11 protein-coding genes and 3 pseudogenes are annotated in these 18630 nt (G+C 60.8%); 5 read left to right on the plus strand and 9 right to left on the minus strand.

What is annotated here, in order from left to right; all coding sequences use genetic code 11:
* Nucleotides 1-353: GntR family transcriptional regulator (locus IH615_RS04795; protein ID WP_291360258.1), on the minus strand; the 353-nt coding region annotated here is incomplete at its 3' end.
* 365 nt (nt 354-718) lie between these two features.
* On the opposite strand from IH615_RS04795, the pseudogene IH615_RS04800 reads away from it, so the two are divergent.
* Nucleotides 719-899, plus strand: a pseudogene (locus IH615_RS04800) (IS5/IS1182 family transposase); the annotation flags it as partial.
* Between the two features lie 899 nt (nt 900-1798).
* Here the strand turns inward: IH615_RS04800 and IH615_RS04805 are convergent.
* Nucleotides 1799-2488 carry a haloacid dehalogenase type II gene (locus tag IH615_RS04805; RefSeq protein ID WP_291360260.1) on the minus strand — a complete coding sequence of 230 codons (690 nt, stop codon included), beginning with the start codon at nt 2486-2488 and terminating at the stop codon, nt 1799-1801.
* 449 nt (nt 2489-2937) lie between these two features.
* Between IH615_RS04805 and IH615_RS04810 the strand changes: the two genes are divergently transcribed.
* The 3 genes from IH615_RS04810 to IH615_RS04820 all read left to right on the plus strand — a co-directional run bounded on the left by IH615_RS04810 (nt 2938) and on the right by IH615_RS04820 (nt 6112).
* Entirely contained in the window at nt 2938-4011 is a 1074-nt protein-coding gene (locus tag IH615_RS04810) for a phosphotransferase (protein WP_291360261.1), read from the plus strand.
* Nucleotides 4011-5381 (plus strand): aspartate aminotransferase family protein, encoded by a 1371-nt coding sequence (locus IH615_RS04815; RefSeq protein ID WP_291360262.1) that lies wholly within the window; start codon nt 4011-4013, stop codon nt 5379-5381. Before IH615_RS04810 ends, IH615_RS04815 begins: the two co-directional genes overlap by 1 nt.
* Before the next feature lie 65 nt (nt 5382-5446).
* Nucleotides 5447-6112, plus strand: coding sequence for a GntR family transcriptional regulator (locus tag IH615_RS04820; RefSeq protein ID WP_291360263.1), 666 nt, complete (start codon nt 5447-5449; stop codon nt 6110-6112).
* Between the two features lie 668 nt (nt 6113-6780).
* Here IH615_RS04820 and IH615_RS04825 read toward each other — a convergent pair.
* Nucleotides 6781-8256 carry an NAD-dependent succinate-semialdehyde dehydrogenase gene (locus IH615_RS04825; protein ID WP_291360391.1) on the minus strand — a complete coding sequence of 492 codons (1476 nt, stop codon included), beginning with the start codon at nt 8254-8256 and terminating at the stop codon, nt 6781-6783.
* Nucleotides 8257-8761: 505 nt separating this feature from the next.
* Between IH615_RS04825 and IH615_RS04830 the strand changes: the two genes are divergently transcribed.
* Nucleotides 8762-9799: a tartrate dehydrogenase gene (locus IH615_RS04830; protein WP_291360265.1), complete on the plus strand. Its 1038-nt coding sequence runs from the start codon at nt 8762-8764 to the stop codon at nt 9797-9799.
* A gap of 180 nt (nt 9800-9979) precedes the next feature.
* Here the strand turns inward: IH615_RS04830 and IH615_RS04835 are convergent, their stop codons facing one another.
* From IH615_RS04835 to IH615_RS04860, 6 genes and pseudogenes are all read right to left on the minus strand, one after another.
* On the minus strand, nt 9980-11434 hold the full coding sequence (locus IH615_RS04835; RefSeq protein WP_291360266.1) for an aldehyde dehydrogenase family protein: 1455 nt from the start codon (nt 11432-11434) through the stop codon (nt 9980-9982).
* Nucleotides 11435-11481: 47 nt separating this feature from the next.
* Nucleotides 11482-12660 carry an alanine racemase gene (locus IH615_RS04840; protein ID WP_291360393.1) on the minus strand — a complete coding sequence of 393 codons (1179 nt, stop codon included), beginning with the start codon at nt 12658-12660 and terminating at the stop codon, nt 11482-11484.
* Nucleotides 12661-13248: 588 nt separating this feature from the next.
* The gene (locus IH615_RS04845; RefSeq protein ID WP_291360268.1) at nt 13249-14853 is read right to left on the minus strand and encodes an FAD-dependent oxidoreductase; all 1605 of its coding nucleotides are present in this window, start codon (nt 14851-14853) and stop codon (nt 13249-13251) included.
* A gap of 169 nt (nt 14854-15022) precedes the next feature.
* A pseudogene (locus IH615_RS04850) lies at nt 15023-15902 on the minus strand (ABC transporter permease).
* Nucleotides 15903-15924: 22 nt separating this feature from the next.
* Nucleotides 15925-16875 carry an ABC transporter permease gene (locus tag IH615_RS04855; RefSeq protein ID WP_291360270.1) on the minus strand — a complete coding sequence of 317 codons (951 nt, stop codon included), beginning with the start codon at nt 16873-16875 and terminating at the stop codon, nt 15925-15927.
* Nucleotides 16876-16948: 73 nt separating this feature from the next.
* A pseudogene (locus IH615_RS04860) lies at nt 16949-18611 on the minus strand (peptide ABC transporter substrate-binding protein).
* Nucleotides 18612-18630: the final 19 nt, after the last annotated feature.

Raw genomic sequence — 18630 nt, forward strand, 5'->3', positions numbered from 1 at the left:
GCCGACACCATTTGAATTAAGCTTTCCAGAGCCTCATCGGTTGCCCGTTCTGCTGCCAGTTTGCTGGATTGGATCTCTAGTGAGCAGCGCAAATCGTAGAGGTGATATACTTCCTCGGGGTCCAGAGACCGGCGGAAGAAACCGAGGTTAGGCTTTACCACCAGGAATCCCTCGGCCACCAGCCGATTTAGTGATTCCCGCAACGGAGTGCGACTTACGTTCAGTTTCGCTGCAAGCTCAACCTCATTGATTCGTTCACCTGGTTTGAAGGCATAAGTGATCGCCATCTGTTGGACACGATCATAAACTCGGCTAGCGGATCGGGCCAGTTTGGGCTTGGCTTCAGTTTTCATGCGTTCCTCGCAAATTGCTGGGGTTGTATGATATCCAGTGGACTGCTTTGTGTACAGGTGGAGATAGTCGCACAGATCACGGCCGCTCGGCGTTTTCCCTTGGGACTGTGAAGCCTGGCATGGGATTGATTGCGCGCCGTGATAGGCCTACCTCATAGGTCCGCGCGGTACGGACCCCGCGAGATCGTGACGGAGCTGCTTACATCGCATCAGCGGACTGCACACGGCGGCTCCTTGCCAAAGATTTACTAACGTCCTCCACTGCAGAAATATTTCCGTCGAACGCAGTAAACAACCCCTTGTCGTAGCGGCGCGGGAACAGAGGGGTGGGAAGCCAGTCCAAGGACCGGCGTTGCGGCCAATCGGCAGGCGGAACTCGGGGTTTCGATGGTGGAATGAAGATTGCGGGACGCAAGCGCCACATCGTCGTCGACATGCTGGGCCAGCTGGTCGAGGTGGTAGTCCATCCACCGATATCCAAGGTCGCGACGGAGGCCGTGCCTTGGCCATGTCTTCGCTAGTGTTGGCTATGCAGAGCCGAAACTGCGGGTGCACAGCAAAAGTGCAGCACGTTCACAATGGAGTCATCAATCTGTGGACAGCGCCAAGGGCTTCAAGGTCCCGCCGCGCCGACGGTTTGTCGCGCTTGCCTGCGGCGCGAGGGCCAAAATCGTCGACTATTCGATGAAGCGCGATTTCGGACGCGATTACGTCGACGGCCCGGTGGCAGACCAGGACGCACTCCACCTCACCGCAACTCTCAAGGGTCAGTTTTGTTCGCTTAGATACTCGTGCTTCTTCGCGCCAAGGAGACGGTCCCTACCCGGCCTTTCTTGAGTTGTGCGGGCTCTCAATTGCCGAGGTGGTCACCACTATGTCCAAGGGGCGTCGCTTCCTCAACCGCGGGAAGGACGAGCCTTGGTTCTATGGCCTTGCGGGTCACGCCTTAAAGTGATCGCGAACCGCCGCAGCCTCTTCGGCCAGGTAATTGGCCTACACGCAAGATCGAGTGCATCCTTCTCTCAGCCACTCCGCAGCATGCGTTACCCTGCCCCGGCATCGAAACCGGCTGGGGCCACGAGGCGTCCTCTCTTCACGTAATCGCTCCCCCAACCCAGCCGAGCCGCGCGGAATAGACGGGTGCACACACAGCCAGTGGGCCAGGCATCGGGTCGAGTCTTTGCGCCCAGCGCGATACAGTCCCCGGGTGCAAGGCAGGCCCCGGCATCATCACCGAGCCCATTTTTCTGCGAAGAGACCTGCACAGTCCCAGGCTTTCGACAGTGCGATGTCCAGCCGGCGGGATGGCGAAGTCGATCCGTTTCAAGCCTCAGCTCAACGGGGCAGCCGCGGACGGCGGCTGTCGCGGCACCTTGCGATTCGCAAAAAGGGGGGCGGACGGACCGCCCCCATTCCCGAATAGACGGCAGGCCGCCGACGCAGGTTCAGGCGCTCTTTAGGGCAGGTTCCAAACCCACGGCTGCCGCCAGTCCGCCGATATCCTTGATCTCGGTATATTCGTAGAATGGATTGGCGGGTTCGTGGCCGCGGTTGACCCAGACCTTGCTCTTGATCCCCAGATCATAGGCCGGCATCAGGTCGTAGCGGAAAGAGGACGATACGTGGGTGATGTCTTCGGGACCGCAGCCGAGCTTGTCGAGCATATACTCAAAGCCCTTCATCAGCGGCTTGTAGGCGCCAACCTCTTCGGCGGTGATGACGGTGTGAAAGGGCGCACCGAGCTTTTCCACATTCGACATGATCAGGTTGTTCATCGAGTTCGACAGGATCACCAACGGAATTTCTTTGGCCACCTTGATGAGTCCTGCTGGCACGTCCGGGTGCGGGCCCCAGGTCGGCACTTCGTCGCTGATGCGTTGCGCGTCTTCGGCCCTGAACTGGATACCAATGCGCTTGCAGCTGCGTTCCACAGCATTGTGAACTACCTCGGCGAAAGGCTTCCATGCCCCCAGGACCTCGTCCAGGCGATAGCCCCTGAAAGCCTCGACGAAGCTGGCCATTGCCTCGGGTGAGAGACGCTCGGAATACACGCGCCGCGCGGCGCCGGCCATGTCGAAATTGGTCAACGTCCCGTAGCAGTCGAAGGTGATGTACTTTGGCCTGAATTTGGTCATGGCGTGCGATCCTTTCAAATTGACGACCCAGATTGGCCGCTCTCGGCGCGTCATGTTTGTACGAAGAGCGGAGCATAACTCTCCGAACGTTCGCCGCCTGAAGTGCATTGTTCCGATTTCGGCCACTTCTCAGGCAGAATCTGTCGCTAAGGCGCCTGCGAGCCCGGACGGCGGCCCGGCGCTTGCACCACTTCCGGCTCTTTCTTCTCTCGCGCGATTGTACAACACTCGTAGCTGGGCTCAGCGTTTGACCGCATTGGTCTTGCGTTGCGCATGGGAGCGCCAACTACGATCCCTGGAGCCCGACTGCCTCGAATGCAACGAGCGCCCTACCACGCACAGTTAGCATTGCGCCTTGTACCCAGGATAAAATTGTTGTACAAAATTGATGTTGCACACTAACCACGCAGCGTCGAACCTCGTTCGGCGGCACCTGCATTGAGTAGAAAATGGGTCATCATCTACAGACCAATCCGGCCCGCGCGTCGGAGCTTTCCGAAGCCTGCCATCCCGTTGGCGCGGCAGAGGCCGAAGTAATCGCTGAACGCCTCTATAATATTCGCGGCTCGGCGACGCGTTTTGAGACCGAAAAGGACGACACGTTTCTCCTCGACTGTGCGGACCGGGGGAAGTTCGTCCTCAAGATCGCTCATCCATCGGAGAGGGTTGAAGAACTCAATTTCCAGGTCACCCTGCTGCGCCACATCGCCAAGCGCGCCCCGGATCTGCCCATCCCCCGCGCACATCGTGACGTCGACGGCGTGGATCTGCCCTTCGTCATGACGAATGCCGGCGAGCGGCGTGTCTCGCGGCTCATCACCTTTCTCCCCGGCACCCCGCTCGACCGGACAGTTTCCACCGGGCCGCAGCGCGAACGGATCGGCGAGGTCTTGGCGAAACTACGCCACGCCATGGCCGATTTTTCTCATCCAGCAGACAGTCGGGCACTGGCCTGGGACGTGACCCATCTGCTCGATCTCTCCGATCTAATGAGTTTCATTCCAGCAGGGGGCAAGCGCGCATGGACTGTCCGTGCGCTGGAGCGGTTTGCAGAGATCAAGCCGCGGCTCGACCTGTGCCGGCGGCAGGTGCTCCACAACGATTTCAATACGTCGAACCTGGTTGTTGATCAGGCCAGCCCAAAGTTCCTGACTGGCGTCATCGACTTCGGCGATGCGGTTCGCACTGCCATCGCCGTCGATGTCTCCACGGCTCTGATGAATCAGATGCCCAAAACCTTCGACCACCGAAACCGGCGTGACCTCTTCGACGAACCGCGCGACGTTCTGCGCGGCTATCTCCGCCACGCAGAACTGACGGACGAGGAGTTCCAACTCATCCCGTTCCTGGCACAGGGCCGACTTGCCGTGCGCGCGCTTCTGACCTGCTGGCGCGCCCAGCTCTTTCCAGAGAACAGCCGCTACATCCTGCGAAACACCGAAGCGGGGTGGGCTCACCTGGAGTGGTTCAACGCGATGTCGACCGCACAAATATCAGACCTTCTGACCCGAGAGGAACCGTAATGTCCGAGCAAGCGACTACCTTGCCCAAGGGCTTCCGTGGCGACATGGCGAATGGCTTCAATCCGCAGGATGCGGCCCACCTCCCAAGTGAAGATACGGCGCATGTGGCCAGGCGGCAGAGGCTGCTCGGCCCCGCTTATCGGCTCTTCTACAAGTCGCCGGTGCAGATCTCACGTGCCAAGGGCGTCTTTCTCTATGACAAGCATGGCAATGAATATTTGGACGCCTATAACAACGTGGTATCGCTGGGACACGCACATCCGCGCGTCGTCGCAGCAATCCAGAAGCAGCTCGAGACGCTCTGCACCCACACGCGCTACATGCAGGAGCCCCTTCTGGACTACGCCGAAGCTCTGATCGGCACCTTCGGTGGTGAACTCGGCCGCACCGGATGCGCGATGTTCACCTGCACGGGTTCGGAAGCCAACGATCTTGCCTTGCGCATCGCCCGTTACCACACGGGCAAGACCGGCGTTATTGTCTCGGCCGAGGCCTATCACGGCAATAGCGGCGCGGTGGCGGCGATCTCGCCATCACTCGGCAAGAAGTCGGTCCTCGATCCCTTTCTTCGCACCGTGGCTGCGCCAGATTCCTATCGCCTCCCCGTCGCCGAAATCGGCCGGCGGATGGCGGAGGATGTTGCCCGGCAGATTGCCGACCTTGAAAGGCACGGCGACGGCTTGGCCGCATTCATCGCCGATTCCGTCTTCTCTTCCGATGGTCTGTATGTCGATCCCACCGACGTGCTGGCGCCGGTGGCCGACATCGTCCGCAAGGCCGGAGGCCTCTTCATCGCCGACGAGGTGCAATCCGGTTTCGGACGGACCGGTACCCACCTTTGGGGACACGCCCGCCACAAGGTCGATCCGGATATCGTCACTCTCGGGAAGCCAATGGGCAACGGCTACCCCGTAGCGGGTCTGGTGGTGCGGCCCGAACTGGTTGCCGAATTTGGGGCCAGCATGCGCTACTTCAACACGTTTGGCGGAAATTCCGTCGCCATCGCCGCTGCGCGGGCCGTGCTCGACACGATCCTCGAAGAGAATCTGATGGACAACGCCACCAGGGTTGGCAGTCAAATCCTCGACGGCCTCCGCGAGCTGCAGAACAAATTCGAATTCGTCGGTGATGTGCGTGGGGCGGGCCTCTATTTTGCCGTCGAACTCGTCAAGGATCGCGACGGAAAAGTCCCGGACATGGATCGTGCGCTCGCGGCCGTCAATGCTCTGCGCGACCAGCGCATTCTCATCTCCGCCACAGGGGCCGACGCCCATATTCTCAAGATCAGGCCCCCGCTTGTCTTCACCTCGGCCAATGCCGGGCGTCTGCTCGAAGGTGTCGACAATGCCCTGCGGGCGGTGCAGACCTAGGAGTATCCATTGCCGGCGCAGCGGTACCAACACCTGCGCGCGCAGCATCATCAACGACCAGGGCCATGAAGCAAGTTCAGGATCTCGACGCCAACGCCGAACCCGTGCCCCTTAGCGCCGTCGAGATCCTGGTGCAGGACTTGCGACGAAGGATCCTGTCGGGGGACTTCCGGCCCGGCGAGTTTCTTCGCGACGCCAGGATGTGCCACGAGCATTCGACCTCACGGCACACCTACCGCACCGCGGCCCAGGCGCTCGTGACCCAGGGCTTGCTGCGCCAGATCCCCAACCGCGGGTTCATGCTGCCCGAATTCGGGCCGGACGACATTGTCGACATTACGCGCGTGCGCGGCGCCATAGAGGGCGAAGCCATCCGTTTGATCGTGCTGACCGGGGTCATTCCGCCCATGGCGCTTGAGGCAGTCCAGGTCATGCATACCTCGACCCTGTCCTCGAACAAGTCCGCGCTGGTTACCGCAGACCGCGACTTCCATCGCGCCATTGTCGCGGCGAGCGGGAGCACGCGCCTCATGCGCACCTATTCAGGGCTCGAAGGGGAGATCGAGCTTCTCCTCGTCCAGCGGCAGGATTTTTACGGCACGGCCGAGGAGATGGCGTCAGAGCACGAGCGGCTTATCAGCAGCCTCAGAAGCCGCCACTATGAGACGGCACGGGTGGCCTTCACTGAGCACTGGGCGGACCTCCAGATCAAGCTGCTCGATCCGCGGTAACGGCGTGGGGCATCATCGCTGATCCTATTTGTCCAGCATGCTATAGTACCGAAGCGCCAGGGGCAGGAACTAGGGCTTCCATTAAATGCGGGAGCGAATGGAAGCTCAGTTCGCTGTAGACGGTTTTGCCCCAGCCATTGCCGAGCATGTGGTTGGCGATCCGCTGCCCAGCTGGACCGGGCAACGCTTGCCGGCCGTTGCAAGGACAAGATCAGCGTTGAGACTCGTAGAGCCACCCCGATGATCGCCACTTCAGTGGAGGAGGAAATATCGTCAGCGCTGGTCCCGATCGAACGGGCCTCATCCCACCAAAAGGGGCGGCGACGGCATCATTGGTAAAGAAGGGCGCGCTGAACCCAGACGTGTCGTGACTCTCATTGGTATAGGATCCGAAGCCCAGCCAACGACAACACGACATCGACCGGCCGCCGCCATGCAAGTTCAGAGAACGAGGGATCGCTGCGACGTACCGGCAGCGCCCACTCAACGAGCGGGACGCGCCGGGGTCAATCCTTCACCGCTACCCGCATGCCCTTCCTCGAACGTTTGGTCAACGGTAGCCCCAAAAAGTGCGGGCGCGGTCGAGTTCGATCAACGAGTTATGCAGCCTCGGTTCCTCCGGCTTTCGTGGAGAGTTGCGGCGACCGATCTCATAGGCCACCTGACCATCAGTTGAGCGCGCCGATATGCAGCGCCTTGACCTCGAGATACTCCTCGATGCCGAGTTGCGAGCCTTCGCGGCCCAGGCCAGACTGCTTCACGCCGCCAAACGGCGCCACCTCGGTGGAAATCGATCCTGTATTGAGCCCGATCATGCCGAACTCCAGCGCCTCGGCAACGCGCCAGGAACGCTTGAAGTTGTCGGTGTAGAAATAGGCGGAGAGACCAAAGGGTGTGCCGTTTGCGATGGCGATGGCCTCTTCTTCAGTCTCGAAGCGAAACAGCGGGGCCACCGGGCCAAAGGTCTCTTCGGAGGCAAGGAGCATATCCGTTGTCGCCTCGCCGAGCACAGTTGGACGAGCGTACTGCTTGCCGTCGGGCATGGTTTCGCTCTGCGCCAGGATACAGGCGCCCCTGCTCAGAGCGTCGGCAATGTGCCGTTCGATCTTTTCAAGCGCCGGGGCGTTGATCATGGGGCCGATTTCGACGCCTTCATCGGTGCCGGGACCCACCTTCATCGCTGCGACCCGGGCTGCAAGCCTGGTTGAGAACGCGTCATAGATGCCCGACTGCACCAAAATGCGGTTGGCGCAGACGCAGGTCTGCCCACCATTGCGGAATTTGGAGTTGATCGCCCCTTCGACGGCCAGATCGACATCGGCATCATCGAACACGATGAACGGCGCATTGCCGCCCAGCTCGAGGCTGAGCCGCTTGATACTGTCCGCCGCCCCCTTCATCAGCAGCGAACCGACGCGGGTCGATCCGGTGAAGGAAATCTTTCGTACCGTTTCATTGGCCATCAATTCCTTGCCGATCTCGCCCGGCATACCGGTGACAATGTTGATGACGCCTGGCGGTATGCCGGCCCGCTCCGCCAGCACACCAAGCGCCAACGCCGAAAAGGGTGTAAAGTCCGATGGCTTGATCACCACCGTACAGCCGGCCGCCAGTGCCGGCGCCACCTTGCGGGTGATTGTCGCATTGGGGAAATTCCACGGCGTGATGATGGCGCAGACACCAATCGCTTCTTTCAGCACAAGGATACGACGATCCGCACCCGGCGAGGGAATACTCGACCCGTTGATGCGCCGGGCTTCCTCGGAAAACCATTTGATAAACGACGCGCCGTAACGGATTTCCGCCGCGGACTCGGCGAGCGGCTTGCCCTGCTCAAGCGTCAGCAGCAGCGCCAGATCCTGCTGGTGCTGAATCACCAGGTCATGCCAGCGTTCCAGCAGTACCGCGCGCTCGGCATGGGTTTTTTTCTTCCAGCTCTTGAAGGCCACCTCGGCTGCGGCGATTGCGGCGCGCGTCTCTTCGATGCCCATATCTGGAACGGTGCCCAAGACCTTGAGCGTGGCCGGATCAACAACGTCGACCACCGATGTGCTGGCGGCATCGCGCCAGGCGCCGCCAACGAGGCCCTGCTGGCGGAACAGGTCCGCGTCGCTCAGGAAGCCGATTTTTGCCACTGCATTCATGATGTTCCTCCGTCCTTTCGACAGGACCGCGGACGCGGGCCTGCCCTTGTTGAATTCGGTAGTGCCGGCCCTTGCCGCTCGCCACAGGGGCGCCGCAGGGCAAGCGTCATGGAATGATAGGGGAGTTAGCGCCGCATTTTTCATTGAAGATGAATGGCGCTACGGTGTTGCATCCCGTTGGAATGGGTCATCAAAGGCGATTATACCGCCTCCCCACGGCCGACGATTAGTCCTCGCGCAATTACGCAAACTCTGGTGCTTCGTTGGTGTCGCTACGCGCCGACATATCCGGCCTTCATGACAATGCCGCGAAATTCACCTCAACCGTCAGCCAGGCTAGCGCATTACCGGCGGCGCACGGAGGGTTGGGCGACGGGCAATCAACGCAAAACTCAATACAAGCCGACAATCAAAATCTTCGCCGGAACTCCGGGGGCAATTCAGCAGAGAAAACTTCTCTACTCCACTAGCCTGATGCCAACCAGCTGGCTTGAGGAGACGCACCATGAACACGCACCGCATTGCCCTGATCCCCGGAGATGGAATTGGTCCCGCCGTCACGGACGCCGCATGGGCGGTCCTCTCGGCGGCTGGCACCAGTGCCGAACTCGAGAGCGTTAGATTTGATTGGTCTTGCGCCCACTACGAGCAGACCGGGGCTATGATGCCCGTCGACGGCATCGAAACGCTGCGGGCATTCGATGCCATTTTGCTGGGCGCTGTGGGATGGCCGGCGGAGGTACCGGATTCGGTTTCCCTGCATGGCCTGCTCCTACCGATCCGCAAGGCCTTCGTCCAATACGCCAACATCCGTCCCCACCGGCTGCTGCGCGGCGTTCAGGGACCGCTCAAGTCAGACAATTTCGATATCCTGTGCGTTCGCGAGAATACCGAAGGCGAATATTCAGGTGCCGGGGGACGGGTGCACCAGGGGACAAGCGATGAGGTCGCTGTCGAAACGTCCATTTTTACCCACAAGGGCGTCGAACGCATCCTGCGTTTCGGCTTCGAGCAGGCCCGCACGCGCCGTGGCAAGCTCGCGTCGGTAACGAAATCCAACGCCCAGAGGCATTCCATGGTGTTCTGGGACGAGATCACCGCCAAGGTCGCGGCAGACTATCCCGATGTGGAAGTCTCCAGCTACCACATCGACGCCATGGCTGCGCGCATGGTCATGTCGCCTGAAAGCCTCGATGTCATCGTGGCCTCCAACCTGTTTGGCGACATCCTGACCGATCTGGGCGCCGCAATTCAGGGGGGACTGGGCTTTGCTGCGTCCGCCAACATCAATCCGGACCGCACCGCGCCCTCAATGTTCGAACCAGTCCACGGTTCGGCGCCAGACATCGCCCATCTTGGCATTGCCAACCCGATGGCCGCCATCTGGTCCGGCGCGATGATGCTGGAGCATCTCGGCGAGACGGTCGCCGCTTCACGCGTAATGGCTGCGCTTGAAACGGTTACTGCAGGCGGAGTCGGCACCGTGCCCGGCAAGGACAAGACCGACACGATCACCGCGGCGGTCCTTGGCGCGCTGCGATGATCTGGCACGATTGATACTAGGCCGAGGAAAAAGCGGATCACACCGTCAGCAATAAATCGGCTAGGCACCTGCTTGGCACAAACGCGCCTGTGGAGGTCCACGGAGGGGCCCGCCGTTCAACATGGCGCTGTCGTGACGCTGGTGCAGACCGTCCGCGATCTCCGATGCGAATGGGACCGGTCAGAAGTAGCCTAGGATAGACTTGATCTCGAGATACTCTAACATGCCCTCAAGACCATATTCACGTCCGTTTCCGGACTGCTTGTAGCCGCCAAACGGAGCGTGCGGATCCCAGGCTGGGTAGTTAATATGCACCTGACCGGAGCGGATCCGCGTCGCAACATCCCTGACCGCATCCATATCCCCACCCTGCACATGGGCGCCCAGGCCGTACACCGTGTCATTTGCGATGGTCACCGCCTCCTCGATCGTATCGTAGGGGATGATGCAGAGAACCGGCCCGAAGACTTCCTCCTGGGCAATGCGCATGCTCGTATGAACGTCGGAAAAGATAGTCGGCTTTACAAAGAGCCCAACGTTCAGATCGCCCGCCCGACCCGGTCCGCCAGTGAGGAGCCTGGCGCCATCAGCAATGCCGACACCGATCATGGTTTGAATGCGGTCGAATTGGGCGCGGTTGGCGATTGCGCCGTGCGTGGTAGCCCCAGAAAGCGGATCACCGACGACGATTTGAGCTGCCGCCCTCCTGGCGATTGCCTCAACCTCCGGCAGCCGCGCGCGTGGCACGATCATGCGCGTCGGGGCGCTGCATGACTGCCCTAGATTGCGGAAGGCGGCGGCCACGCCCAGGGAAATTGCGCGATCGAGATCGGCATCGGGTAGGATCACATTTGGCGACTTGCCGCCGAGTTCCTGCGCGACACGCTTGACCGTCGGCGCTGCCGCCTGGGCCACAGCAATGCCCGCGCGGGTGGAGCCGGTAATGGAGATCATGTCGACATCCGGATGGGAGGCGAGAACCGCACCGACGCCAGGACCGTCACCTTGCACGAGGTTGAAAACCCCGGCGGGGAAGCCGGCATCCTCGATCGCCTCGGCGAACAGCAGAGCGCTTAGCGGAGAAAGCTCACTGGGCTTTAGCACTACGGTGCAGCCGGCCGCAAGCGCCGGGGCAACCTTGGCGGTGACCTGGTACAGCGGCCAGTTCCATGGCGTGATCAAGGCGCAGACGCCGATCGCCTCGTGGGCGATGGCGGTTTGACCGCGTTGTTTGACGAAGGAGAACGTCGCCAGGAGCTCGCTGGCGACTTTCACATGGGCGATCGCCAGGGGCACCTGCGCGGTGCGCGCATAGCCAATCGCTGCGCCCATTTCGAGGCTCATGCATTGTGCTAGCAGTTCACCCCGCGCCTCCAGTAATGCCCACAGGCGATCGAGCAAAGCCGCTCGGGAGGCGGGCTCGCTGTGGCTCCAGCTGGCGAACGCCTTTCTTGCTGCCGCGACGGCCGCGTCAACGTCATCGCTATCGCCGAGGGGGACCTGGCACACATTCTCTTCCGTAGCCGGGTTCACCAGGGCGCCGCGAGCGGCGCCACGTGGCTCAACCCATCTGCCATCAATAAAGAACTTGTCCAGATGGCCGTTGCTGGACAGGTGTGCGAGGGTCGTCATCATCCAACAAGGTCCTTCATGCCGCAGTATCGGGGAGTAGTCGCGTGGGCTTACCAGCCGCGCATCCGCTGCCAGCGCGCTTCAATCACGGGGCTGTCCCCGTTTACTACACTGTAGAACTCATGCTGAGCGGCCATGGCGCAGGCGTGATTGGGGAGTATCCGGACGCGCGATCCGAGCGGCAGGTCTGGCATCGACTTTCCAGATCCGGGACGGATGGCAAGAATTCCGTGCTCCTGACTGGCTTGGGCCACGATCACGTCGTCAAGCGCCCTGCCCTTCTCGTCGCAGACAACGCCGTAGCCCTGGTCGATCTGCTGATTTGCTGTGCCCCGGTCGCGTGAGAGTGCCATCCATCCAGCGTCGACCAGCACCCAGCCCTTTTCGGGCTTGGACCCGATCACCGTGGCCAACACGGAAACCGCGATATCCTCACGGGCGCAGACGCCAATCCCATGCTGGACAAGATCGAAGAACATATAAACCCCAGCACGCAACTCGGTGATGCCATCGAGATTCTGGGCGAAATGAGCGGTCGGCGTCGAGCCTATGCTGACGATGGGACAGGCGTGGCCTTGTGCACGCAGGATTTCGGTAGCGCGCACGGTTGCGGCTCGCTCGTTCTCCGCCGCTATGACCAACGCCTCGGGTGTGTTCAGGCCATAAGACTCGCCCGCATGGGCGAGGACGCCGACAAGCCTTGCACCGGCCGAGACGACCCTGTCGGCCACTTCAAGCAGCTTCGGATCATCTGGCTTGAGACCGCCGCGATGATCATCGCAGTCAAGCTCGATGAAAACGGTTGGCTGAACGCCAGTGGCCTCGTGCACATCGGCCAGGGCATCGGCCTGCTCGACAGAATCCAGCAGCAGTTTCACGTCGGCGCCGGTGCGGCGACAAAGCTCCATGGCACGCCCTGCCGATGCCGGTGATAGGCCTACCGCGTAGGTTATGTCGCGAAAACCGTGATCTGCGAAATACTCCGCCTCGGCTATGGTCGAAACGGTGATCGGACCTGGTTCGCCGGGAAAAGCGCAGTGCGCCACGTCGATGCTCTTGGCCGTCTTCATATGCGGGCGCAGCACCACGCCCAGCGCCTTGGCGCGCTCATCCAGTTTCTGGACGTTGCGCTCGAGCCGCCCGCGATCCAGGAGCAGTGCCGGGGTAACCAGGGCGTAGATCGTCTCCGCCTTCCCAGTCACTGCACGGTTTACTGACATCTTGTTCATCATCTGGTTTCCTAAGTGAACGGCTGATTTTCCAACGCATACATTTGGGTTGCGCCTTCCGAGACGCGGCACTGCCCTTCACCATGGCGGTCGCCGAGCTAACCCTCTAAAGGCCCAGGGCTCGAGCCAGTCGCCCAAGCCATCTTCGGCACTGACGTCGATGCGAAAGAATTGATTATGGAATGCGTCGGACGGATTAAGGTGTCTCGCTCGAGTTGAGGGACCATAGGAAGTGCCGATGTTGTCGGACCTTAGAATGCTCTTGGACTGGCGGATTTCGCTGCCGTTTTTCTCCTCTATTCGGCGGGGATCATCCGTATTGGGCCATCCATCGGCACGGAATTTCAAAAACCCTCGGGATGGGCTGCCCGCCTTGCACAGCTCGGTCGGTGGCTCACTCGCCTTAGCGAGGCCGGCAATTCTTATTGGCCGGCAGGGACGCGGTTCGGGATAGCGACGCGCCCGGCAACACCTAGTGCCACCATTGGCATGGACTGCCCGTTAGTGCGTCCCCACCCGGAGTGGCCGCTCAGTAGCGTTGCTTCCTGGTGCTGGCGCGCAATTGAAGGTGGCGGACGAATGGCGGGATCATTTCAATTCACCACTTTGCCTAAGCGTGCCTCCGACGATTGGAACTTCTGCGCCAGCGGGGTCATAGAGGTGCATGCGCTTTAGATATTCAGCATAGTCCTTGACCTCCCGCGCCGTGCGCGACTTATCCCAGCCTAGGATTTCCCCGGCGATTTCAGCAACCCATGGTGCTTCAGCCAGCCCCATGCCGGCCGACCACCCCATATGCAGGCGACGAAACATCAAGTCGACCAAGCTTCGTGGCGTCGCCTCTCGTGCAGCGTTGCGGACCTCCTCGGGCGTCACCGTCGGCACAAAATTTTCAAACAGCTGCCATGTTCGTCCGGTTGGCGGCAACTTGGCGGCATATGATAGCTGCTTTGCGGCGCCGCTGGGGGAGAGATATGCTTTGGCGATCGCCATCGCGTCTTGCCCGGCCGATCGATGACTGTTGAGCGGTCCGCCGGTCATCGCGTACAAACCAGGCATCCCTTGATCGGCCAGATCGTGCATAACGCGTCTCCTCAAGCCATGACCGACAGATTTGGTCAAAGGTCGAACCCCCGCCCACGAGAAAATCACGTGTTCGCGGCGAAGCCCCATCCCTGGCATCCAGTACGCCGCCTCATCCAAAATCCAGTCTATGTCCGCCTCTGTTGGTCGGATGTCGTCTAGGCTACCTTCATACGGCGTTTCGGTGGGACCAAGATAGTGAAGATTGCCCCATGGCAAGATATACATGTACTCGTTTTTGCGGTTGTACCAGACGCATGATTTATTTCTGCAATGCTCTGGCAGTTGGAGCATTACATGAACGCCCTTGGTTCCCGCGATCATTTGGGGCGCCTGCCGGGGTGCCATACGATTGACCTCGTCGATCCAGACGCCGGCCATACTAAAGACCATGCGGCACTTTATAGTTGCTTCCGATTCACCCGCGCCGGTGCCGGACTCAACTATAGTTGCCTTCCAATTCCCATCGGGTTTCTGTTCCAGTCGGGACAAAGCGGCATAGTTTAAGGTAAACGCGCCAAGATTTTTAGCATCCAGAACCGTGTCCACCACGATGCGCTCGGGTGAACGGTAGAGAAAATGATCGATGATCGCGATGGAGGAGATCCTCTCTGGTTCGCGCATCCACTCCACAATTGGCATGTTCTTGGCTTCACGCCCCGGAACCCGGCGGTAATTCAGCTTTTGCCCGCCTGTGCCCAACAACTGAAGCAGGAGTACCCCCGCATCAAACTGCCAGGGTTTGACTGATCCGCCCTTTATGATCGGAAAGACGAACCCCGTCCGCGCAAGACGATCCGGCGTCTCGCGCGCAAACTGGGCTCTGTTGGAGAGTGCCGCCTTGGCCATCCGGCAGCCAGAAATGAAACGCCCTGGCCGCAACAGGGGATCCCATGGAGAATGTCCCAATGCCAGGTAATTCATACCGTTTCCGAGACTGCGGCTGGAGCGACTGCTTGAACCCGAGCCAAAGTCACCCTTATCGATAAGCAGTACCGAATAGCCGGCTGACGCCAGATGTTGCGCAGTGGCGGAACCGTTGATCCCGCCGCCGACAACAAGTACGTCGAACTCACGGCCATCCAACCCATTAAGCTCAGATTGGGACATGTTGCTGTAGTCTCCTGATCATATTGTAATCTTGGCCGCATACAACACCTCTGGAGGTGGCGGCAGCGGCCTCACGGGCGCTGGCCTCCCACCAGTAAGGCGTGTCCTTGTCGGCGACCTTGGCTCGTTCACTTGGCTGGTTTCCGTTCGGTTTGGGGTGGCCGAGCGATCAGATCTGATCGCCGCGCACGTCCAGCGCGTCGCGCAGACCATCGCCAATGAAGTTGAAGCTTGTCACAGCGATGGTGATCATGGCACCAGGAATGATGGCCAACCAAGGTGCATTGCCCAGATACTGCTGCGCCCCTTCGAGCATGTTGCCCCAGCTCGGAATGGGCGGCTGAATGCCATAACCCAGGAAGCTGATATAGGCTTCGAGAAGGATGGCATGGGCGACGGTCAAGGTCGCGGCGACAATGATCGGACCCATGGCGTTGGGCAGGATTTCGCGGAACATCAGGTGCGTTCCACTCAGCCCCAGCATGCGACCGGCCTGAACGAACTCCCGTTCGCGCAGCGAGCGCACCTCGGCCTCGACGATGCGGGCCACATCCATCCAACTGGTCACCGCAATGATGACGGTGACCATCAAGGGACTGGGCCGCAAAGCCGCAGCCAATGCAAGCAGCAGGAAAATGGACGGAAAGGAGAGAAACCCATCGACCAGGCGCATCAGTACCGCGCCGATCCCAGCCGCCGCGATAGCCGGCGATGACACCGACAACCGTGCCCACCAGGGTTGACAGCAGCATGGCAGAAAAGCCGACAAGGAGCGATATGCGTCCGGCCTCGAAGAGCCGGGCGGCAACGTCGCGCCCCAGCGGGTCGGTGCCGAAGATGTGGCCGCCGGTGAAGGGTGGTGCAAAGCGGGCGCGCAGGTCGATGTAGAGCGAGTCATAGGGCAGCAGGAAGGGCGCGAAGATACATGCCAGTACCAGGCAGGTGATCATCACCAGCCCGATCAGGGCCAGATGATGGCGCGCGAAGCGGTGCGCTGCGCGACTTTGCCACCAGGGAGTGCGGCCTTTTTGTGCGGCGATTGCGGTCATGGCGGTGTCTCCTGTTGAGCGTTCAAGCCAGGCGAATGCGCGGGTCGACGATTGCGAGGACAACGTCCGCAACCAGGCTGCCGAGGATGACCAGGATGGCCGAGAACATCAGCAGGCCCATCACCACCGGATAGTCGCTGTAGCCGAGGCTATCGAGGAAGAGGCGGCCCATGCCGGGCCAGGTGAAGACGGTCTCGGTGACAAGAGCCCCGGTCAGGATGCTGGGGAGCTGTATGCCCGCCAGGGTGATCATCGGCAAAAGCGCATTGCCCACGACATGCTTGAGGATCACGCGGCGTTCGCTGAGCCCTTTGGCACGGGCGGTCTTGACGTATTCCTGGCTGATGGCGTCCAGCGTTGCCGACCGCATGTAGCGGCTCCAGATGGCAATGTGGACCAGAGCCAGCACGATGCTGGGCAGGATCAGGTGGTGCAGGTAGTCGAGGGGCGACGCGTCGCCGATCGCATACATGTTGCCCGCGGGTAGCCACTTGAGCTCCAGCGCAAAGACGTAGATTCCGACAAGCCCGAACCAGAAAGTCGGGATCGACAATGCGACCATGGCGCCGACCGTCGCCGCATAGTCGAATATGGAATAACGGTGTGTCGCGCTGCGGATACCGATCCAGGTCCCGACGGCAATGGCAATCGCGGTGGAGCTGCCCATCAGTAGCAGCGTTGCGAAGATGTGTCGGCCGATGACGTCGAGGACTGGCACACCATCGCGGAACGAATGACCCCAATCGCCCTGCAGAAGCCGCCAGGCCCAATCGAAATACTGGACCCAAAGCGGCCGGTTCAATCCCAGTTGCTCGGTGATCCGGGCCAGGTCGTCCTGGGTCATGCCGGGATCCAGTCCGTACTGGGCCATTGGCCCGCCTGGAATGAGATTGAGAACGCCGAAGCCGATGATCGAGACGATCACCAGCAGCACCAGGCTCTGGAAAAGACGGTTGATCAGGAAGCTACGCATTCAGTCCTCCATTATACCCTGCCGTGGTCGTCGTTTGCCGCCGCCCGCAGTGTGCGGGCGGCGGAGACTAGCGTCAGGCCTGCCAGTACCAGGCAGCGGCGTTCCAGGACTCGGTGCGGGTATTGGAGTTGGCGACGAAACCCTGAAGGCCCGCCTTGTGCCCGTAGACATTCGTGTCCGCGTACAGCGGCAGCAATGGCAGCTCGCGGCGAACGATCTCCTGCACCTTGAAGTAGATCGCGCGGCGGGCTTCGGGGTCAAAGGTCCTGGCGCCCTCTTCAAGAAGCGCGTCCACCTCGGGGTTGGAATATTGCGCGTTGTTGGAGCCCCGACCGCCCTTGGCGACGATTGATGCCGAGTGCAGGCGATTGGTAGTGTCCGGGTCTGCCCCGATGATGTAGTTGCTGCCGACGAGGACCGAATCGAACTGCGACTGCTGCCAGAACTCGCCCCACATCACCGCGGGAGGCAGGTTGGCGATGCTCATCTCGATGCCGATCTCGCCCAGGGTCTGCTGAATGAACTGCTGCGCCTGTTCGCGCAGATGGTTGCCGGCGGTAGTCGAGTTGGCAAAGGCCAGCCGTACGCCATCCTTGGCGCGAATGCCATCGGGGCCCGGCAGCCAGCCGGCCTCGTCCAGGATCTGGGCGGCGCGCTCGAGGTTGAACTCCTGCACCGGCAGGGCCGGATTGTAGTAGAAGGAATGCTGAGGCATGAAGGTCTCGGTGGGCACCGGGACGCCGTAGTAAAGACCCTCGATAATGCTGTGCTTGTCGATGGCGGCATAGAGCGCCTCGCGCACGGCCGCGTCTTTGAATTGCGGACGCTCAACGTTGAGGTAGAAGGATTCCATCGAGCTTTTCGACACCAGTGTCACCACCCGGTCGGCCAGCGTGCTGGCCTCGGCATAGTTGTCGGCGGCGATGCTGCCCACTAGATCAATGTCGCCGCTCTTGAACTGGGTGTAGAGCACGGTCGTGTCAGGTATGTATTTAAAGATCACCTGTTCGATATGTGGGCCCTCGCCGAAGTAGTCGGGGTTAGCCACCCAGCTCTAGGCGATCGCCGGCGAGGCGCTGGCCCCATTTGAATGCACCGGTGCCGACCGGCGCCTGGTTGAAGGCGTTCTCGTTGAGATCGGTCGCGGTCTCAAGGATGTGCTTGGGCACGATGAAGGTTTCGGTCAGGAACGTCAGATAGGGTGCGAAGGCTTCTTCCATCCGCCAGGTGAGCTCGGTGGGTGAGACCACGGTAATGTCGCGCACCAGCGAATGGCCGGTGGTGCGCCAGGCGCGGAAATCGGGATTGACGATCAGTTCGAGGGTAAATTTCACATCCTCGGCGGTGAAGGGCGTGCCATCGTGCCAAAGGACGTCGTCCCGCAGTTTCACGCGCCACTGCAAGCCGTCCGCAGAAATTCCGCCATTGTCCTGGGTGGGCACCTCGACCGCCAGATTGGGGACGATGACGCCCTGTGGGTCGATGCGGAACAGGGCGTCGAAAACCGAGAAAATGACGCCGTCGTCAACTTCGATATGCGGCATCAGCGGGTTGAACACCGTTGGCTCCTGCGACAGCCCGACAATAACGCGGCCCGTTGGCGCTGCAGGAGGGGTCTGGCCGAAAGCGGGTGCGCCCAGCAGATTGGGCGCGACAAGGGTTACCACCCCGCCCATGCCCATGAGCCGCAGGGCGTCGCGTCGCGTAAAGGTGGAAGTCGTTGAATTTTTAGTCATGATTGAGGTCTCCTCCCTC

The organism is Devosia sp. (genome assembly GCF_014860165.1).
Lineage (GTDB): Bacteria > Pseudomonadota > Alphaproteobacteria > Rhizobiales > Devosiaceae > Devosia.

Excerpts from the sequence above, each read along its gene's own strand:
- IH615_RS04805 (WP_291360260.1), bottom strand. The coding sequence starts at position 2,488 with ATGACCAAATTCAGGCCAAAGTACATCACCTTCGACTGCTACGGGACG.
- IH615_RS04810 (WP_291360261.1), top strand. The coding sequence starts at position 2,938 with ATGGGTCATCATCTACAGACCAATCCGGCCCGCGCGTCGGAGCTTTCC.
- IH615_RS04815 (WP_291360262.1), top strand. The coding sequence starts at position 4,011 with ATGTCCGAGCAAGCGACTACCTTGCCCAAGGGCTTCCGTGGCGACATG.
- IH615_RS04820 (WP_291360263.1), top strand. The coding sequence starts at position 5,447 with ATGAAGCAAGTTCAGGATCTCGACGCCAACGCCGAACCCGTGCCCCTT.
- IH615_RS04825 (WP_291360391.1), bottom strand. The coding sequence starts at position 8,256 with ATGAATGCAGTGGCAAAAATCGGCTTCCTGAGCGACGCGGACCTGTTC.
- IH615_RS04830 (WP_291360265.1), top strand. The coding sequence starts at position 8,762 with ATGAACACGCACCGCATTGCCCTGATCCCCGGAGATGGAATTGGTCCC.
- IH615_RS04835 (WP_291360266.1), bottom strand. The coding sequence starts at position 11,434 with ATGATGACGACCCTCGCACACCTGTCCAGCAACGGCCATCTGGACAAG.
- IH615_RS04840 (WP_291360393.1), bottom strand. The coding sequence starts at position 12,660 with ATGAACAAGATGTCAGTAAACCGTGCAGTGACTGGGAAGGCGGAGACG.
- IH615_RS04845 (WP_291360268.1), bottom strand. The coding sequence starts at position 14,853 with ATGTCCCAATCTGAGCTTAATGGGTTGGATGGCCGTGAGTTCGACGTA.
- IH615_RS04855 (WP_291360270.1), bottom strand. The coding sequence starts at position 16,875 with ATGCGTAGCTTCCTGATCAACCGTCTTTTCCAGAGCCTGGTGCTGCTG.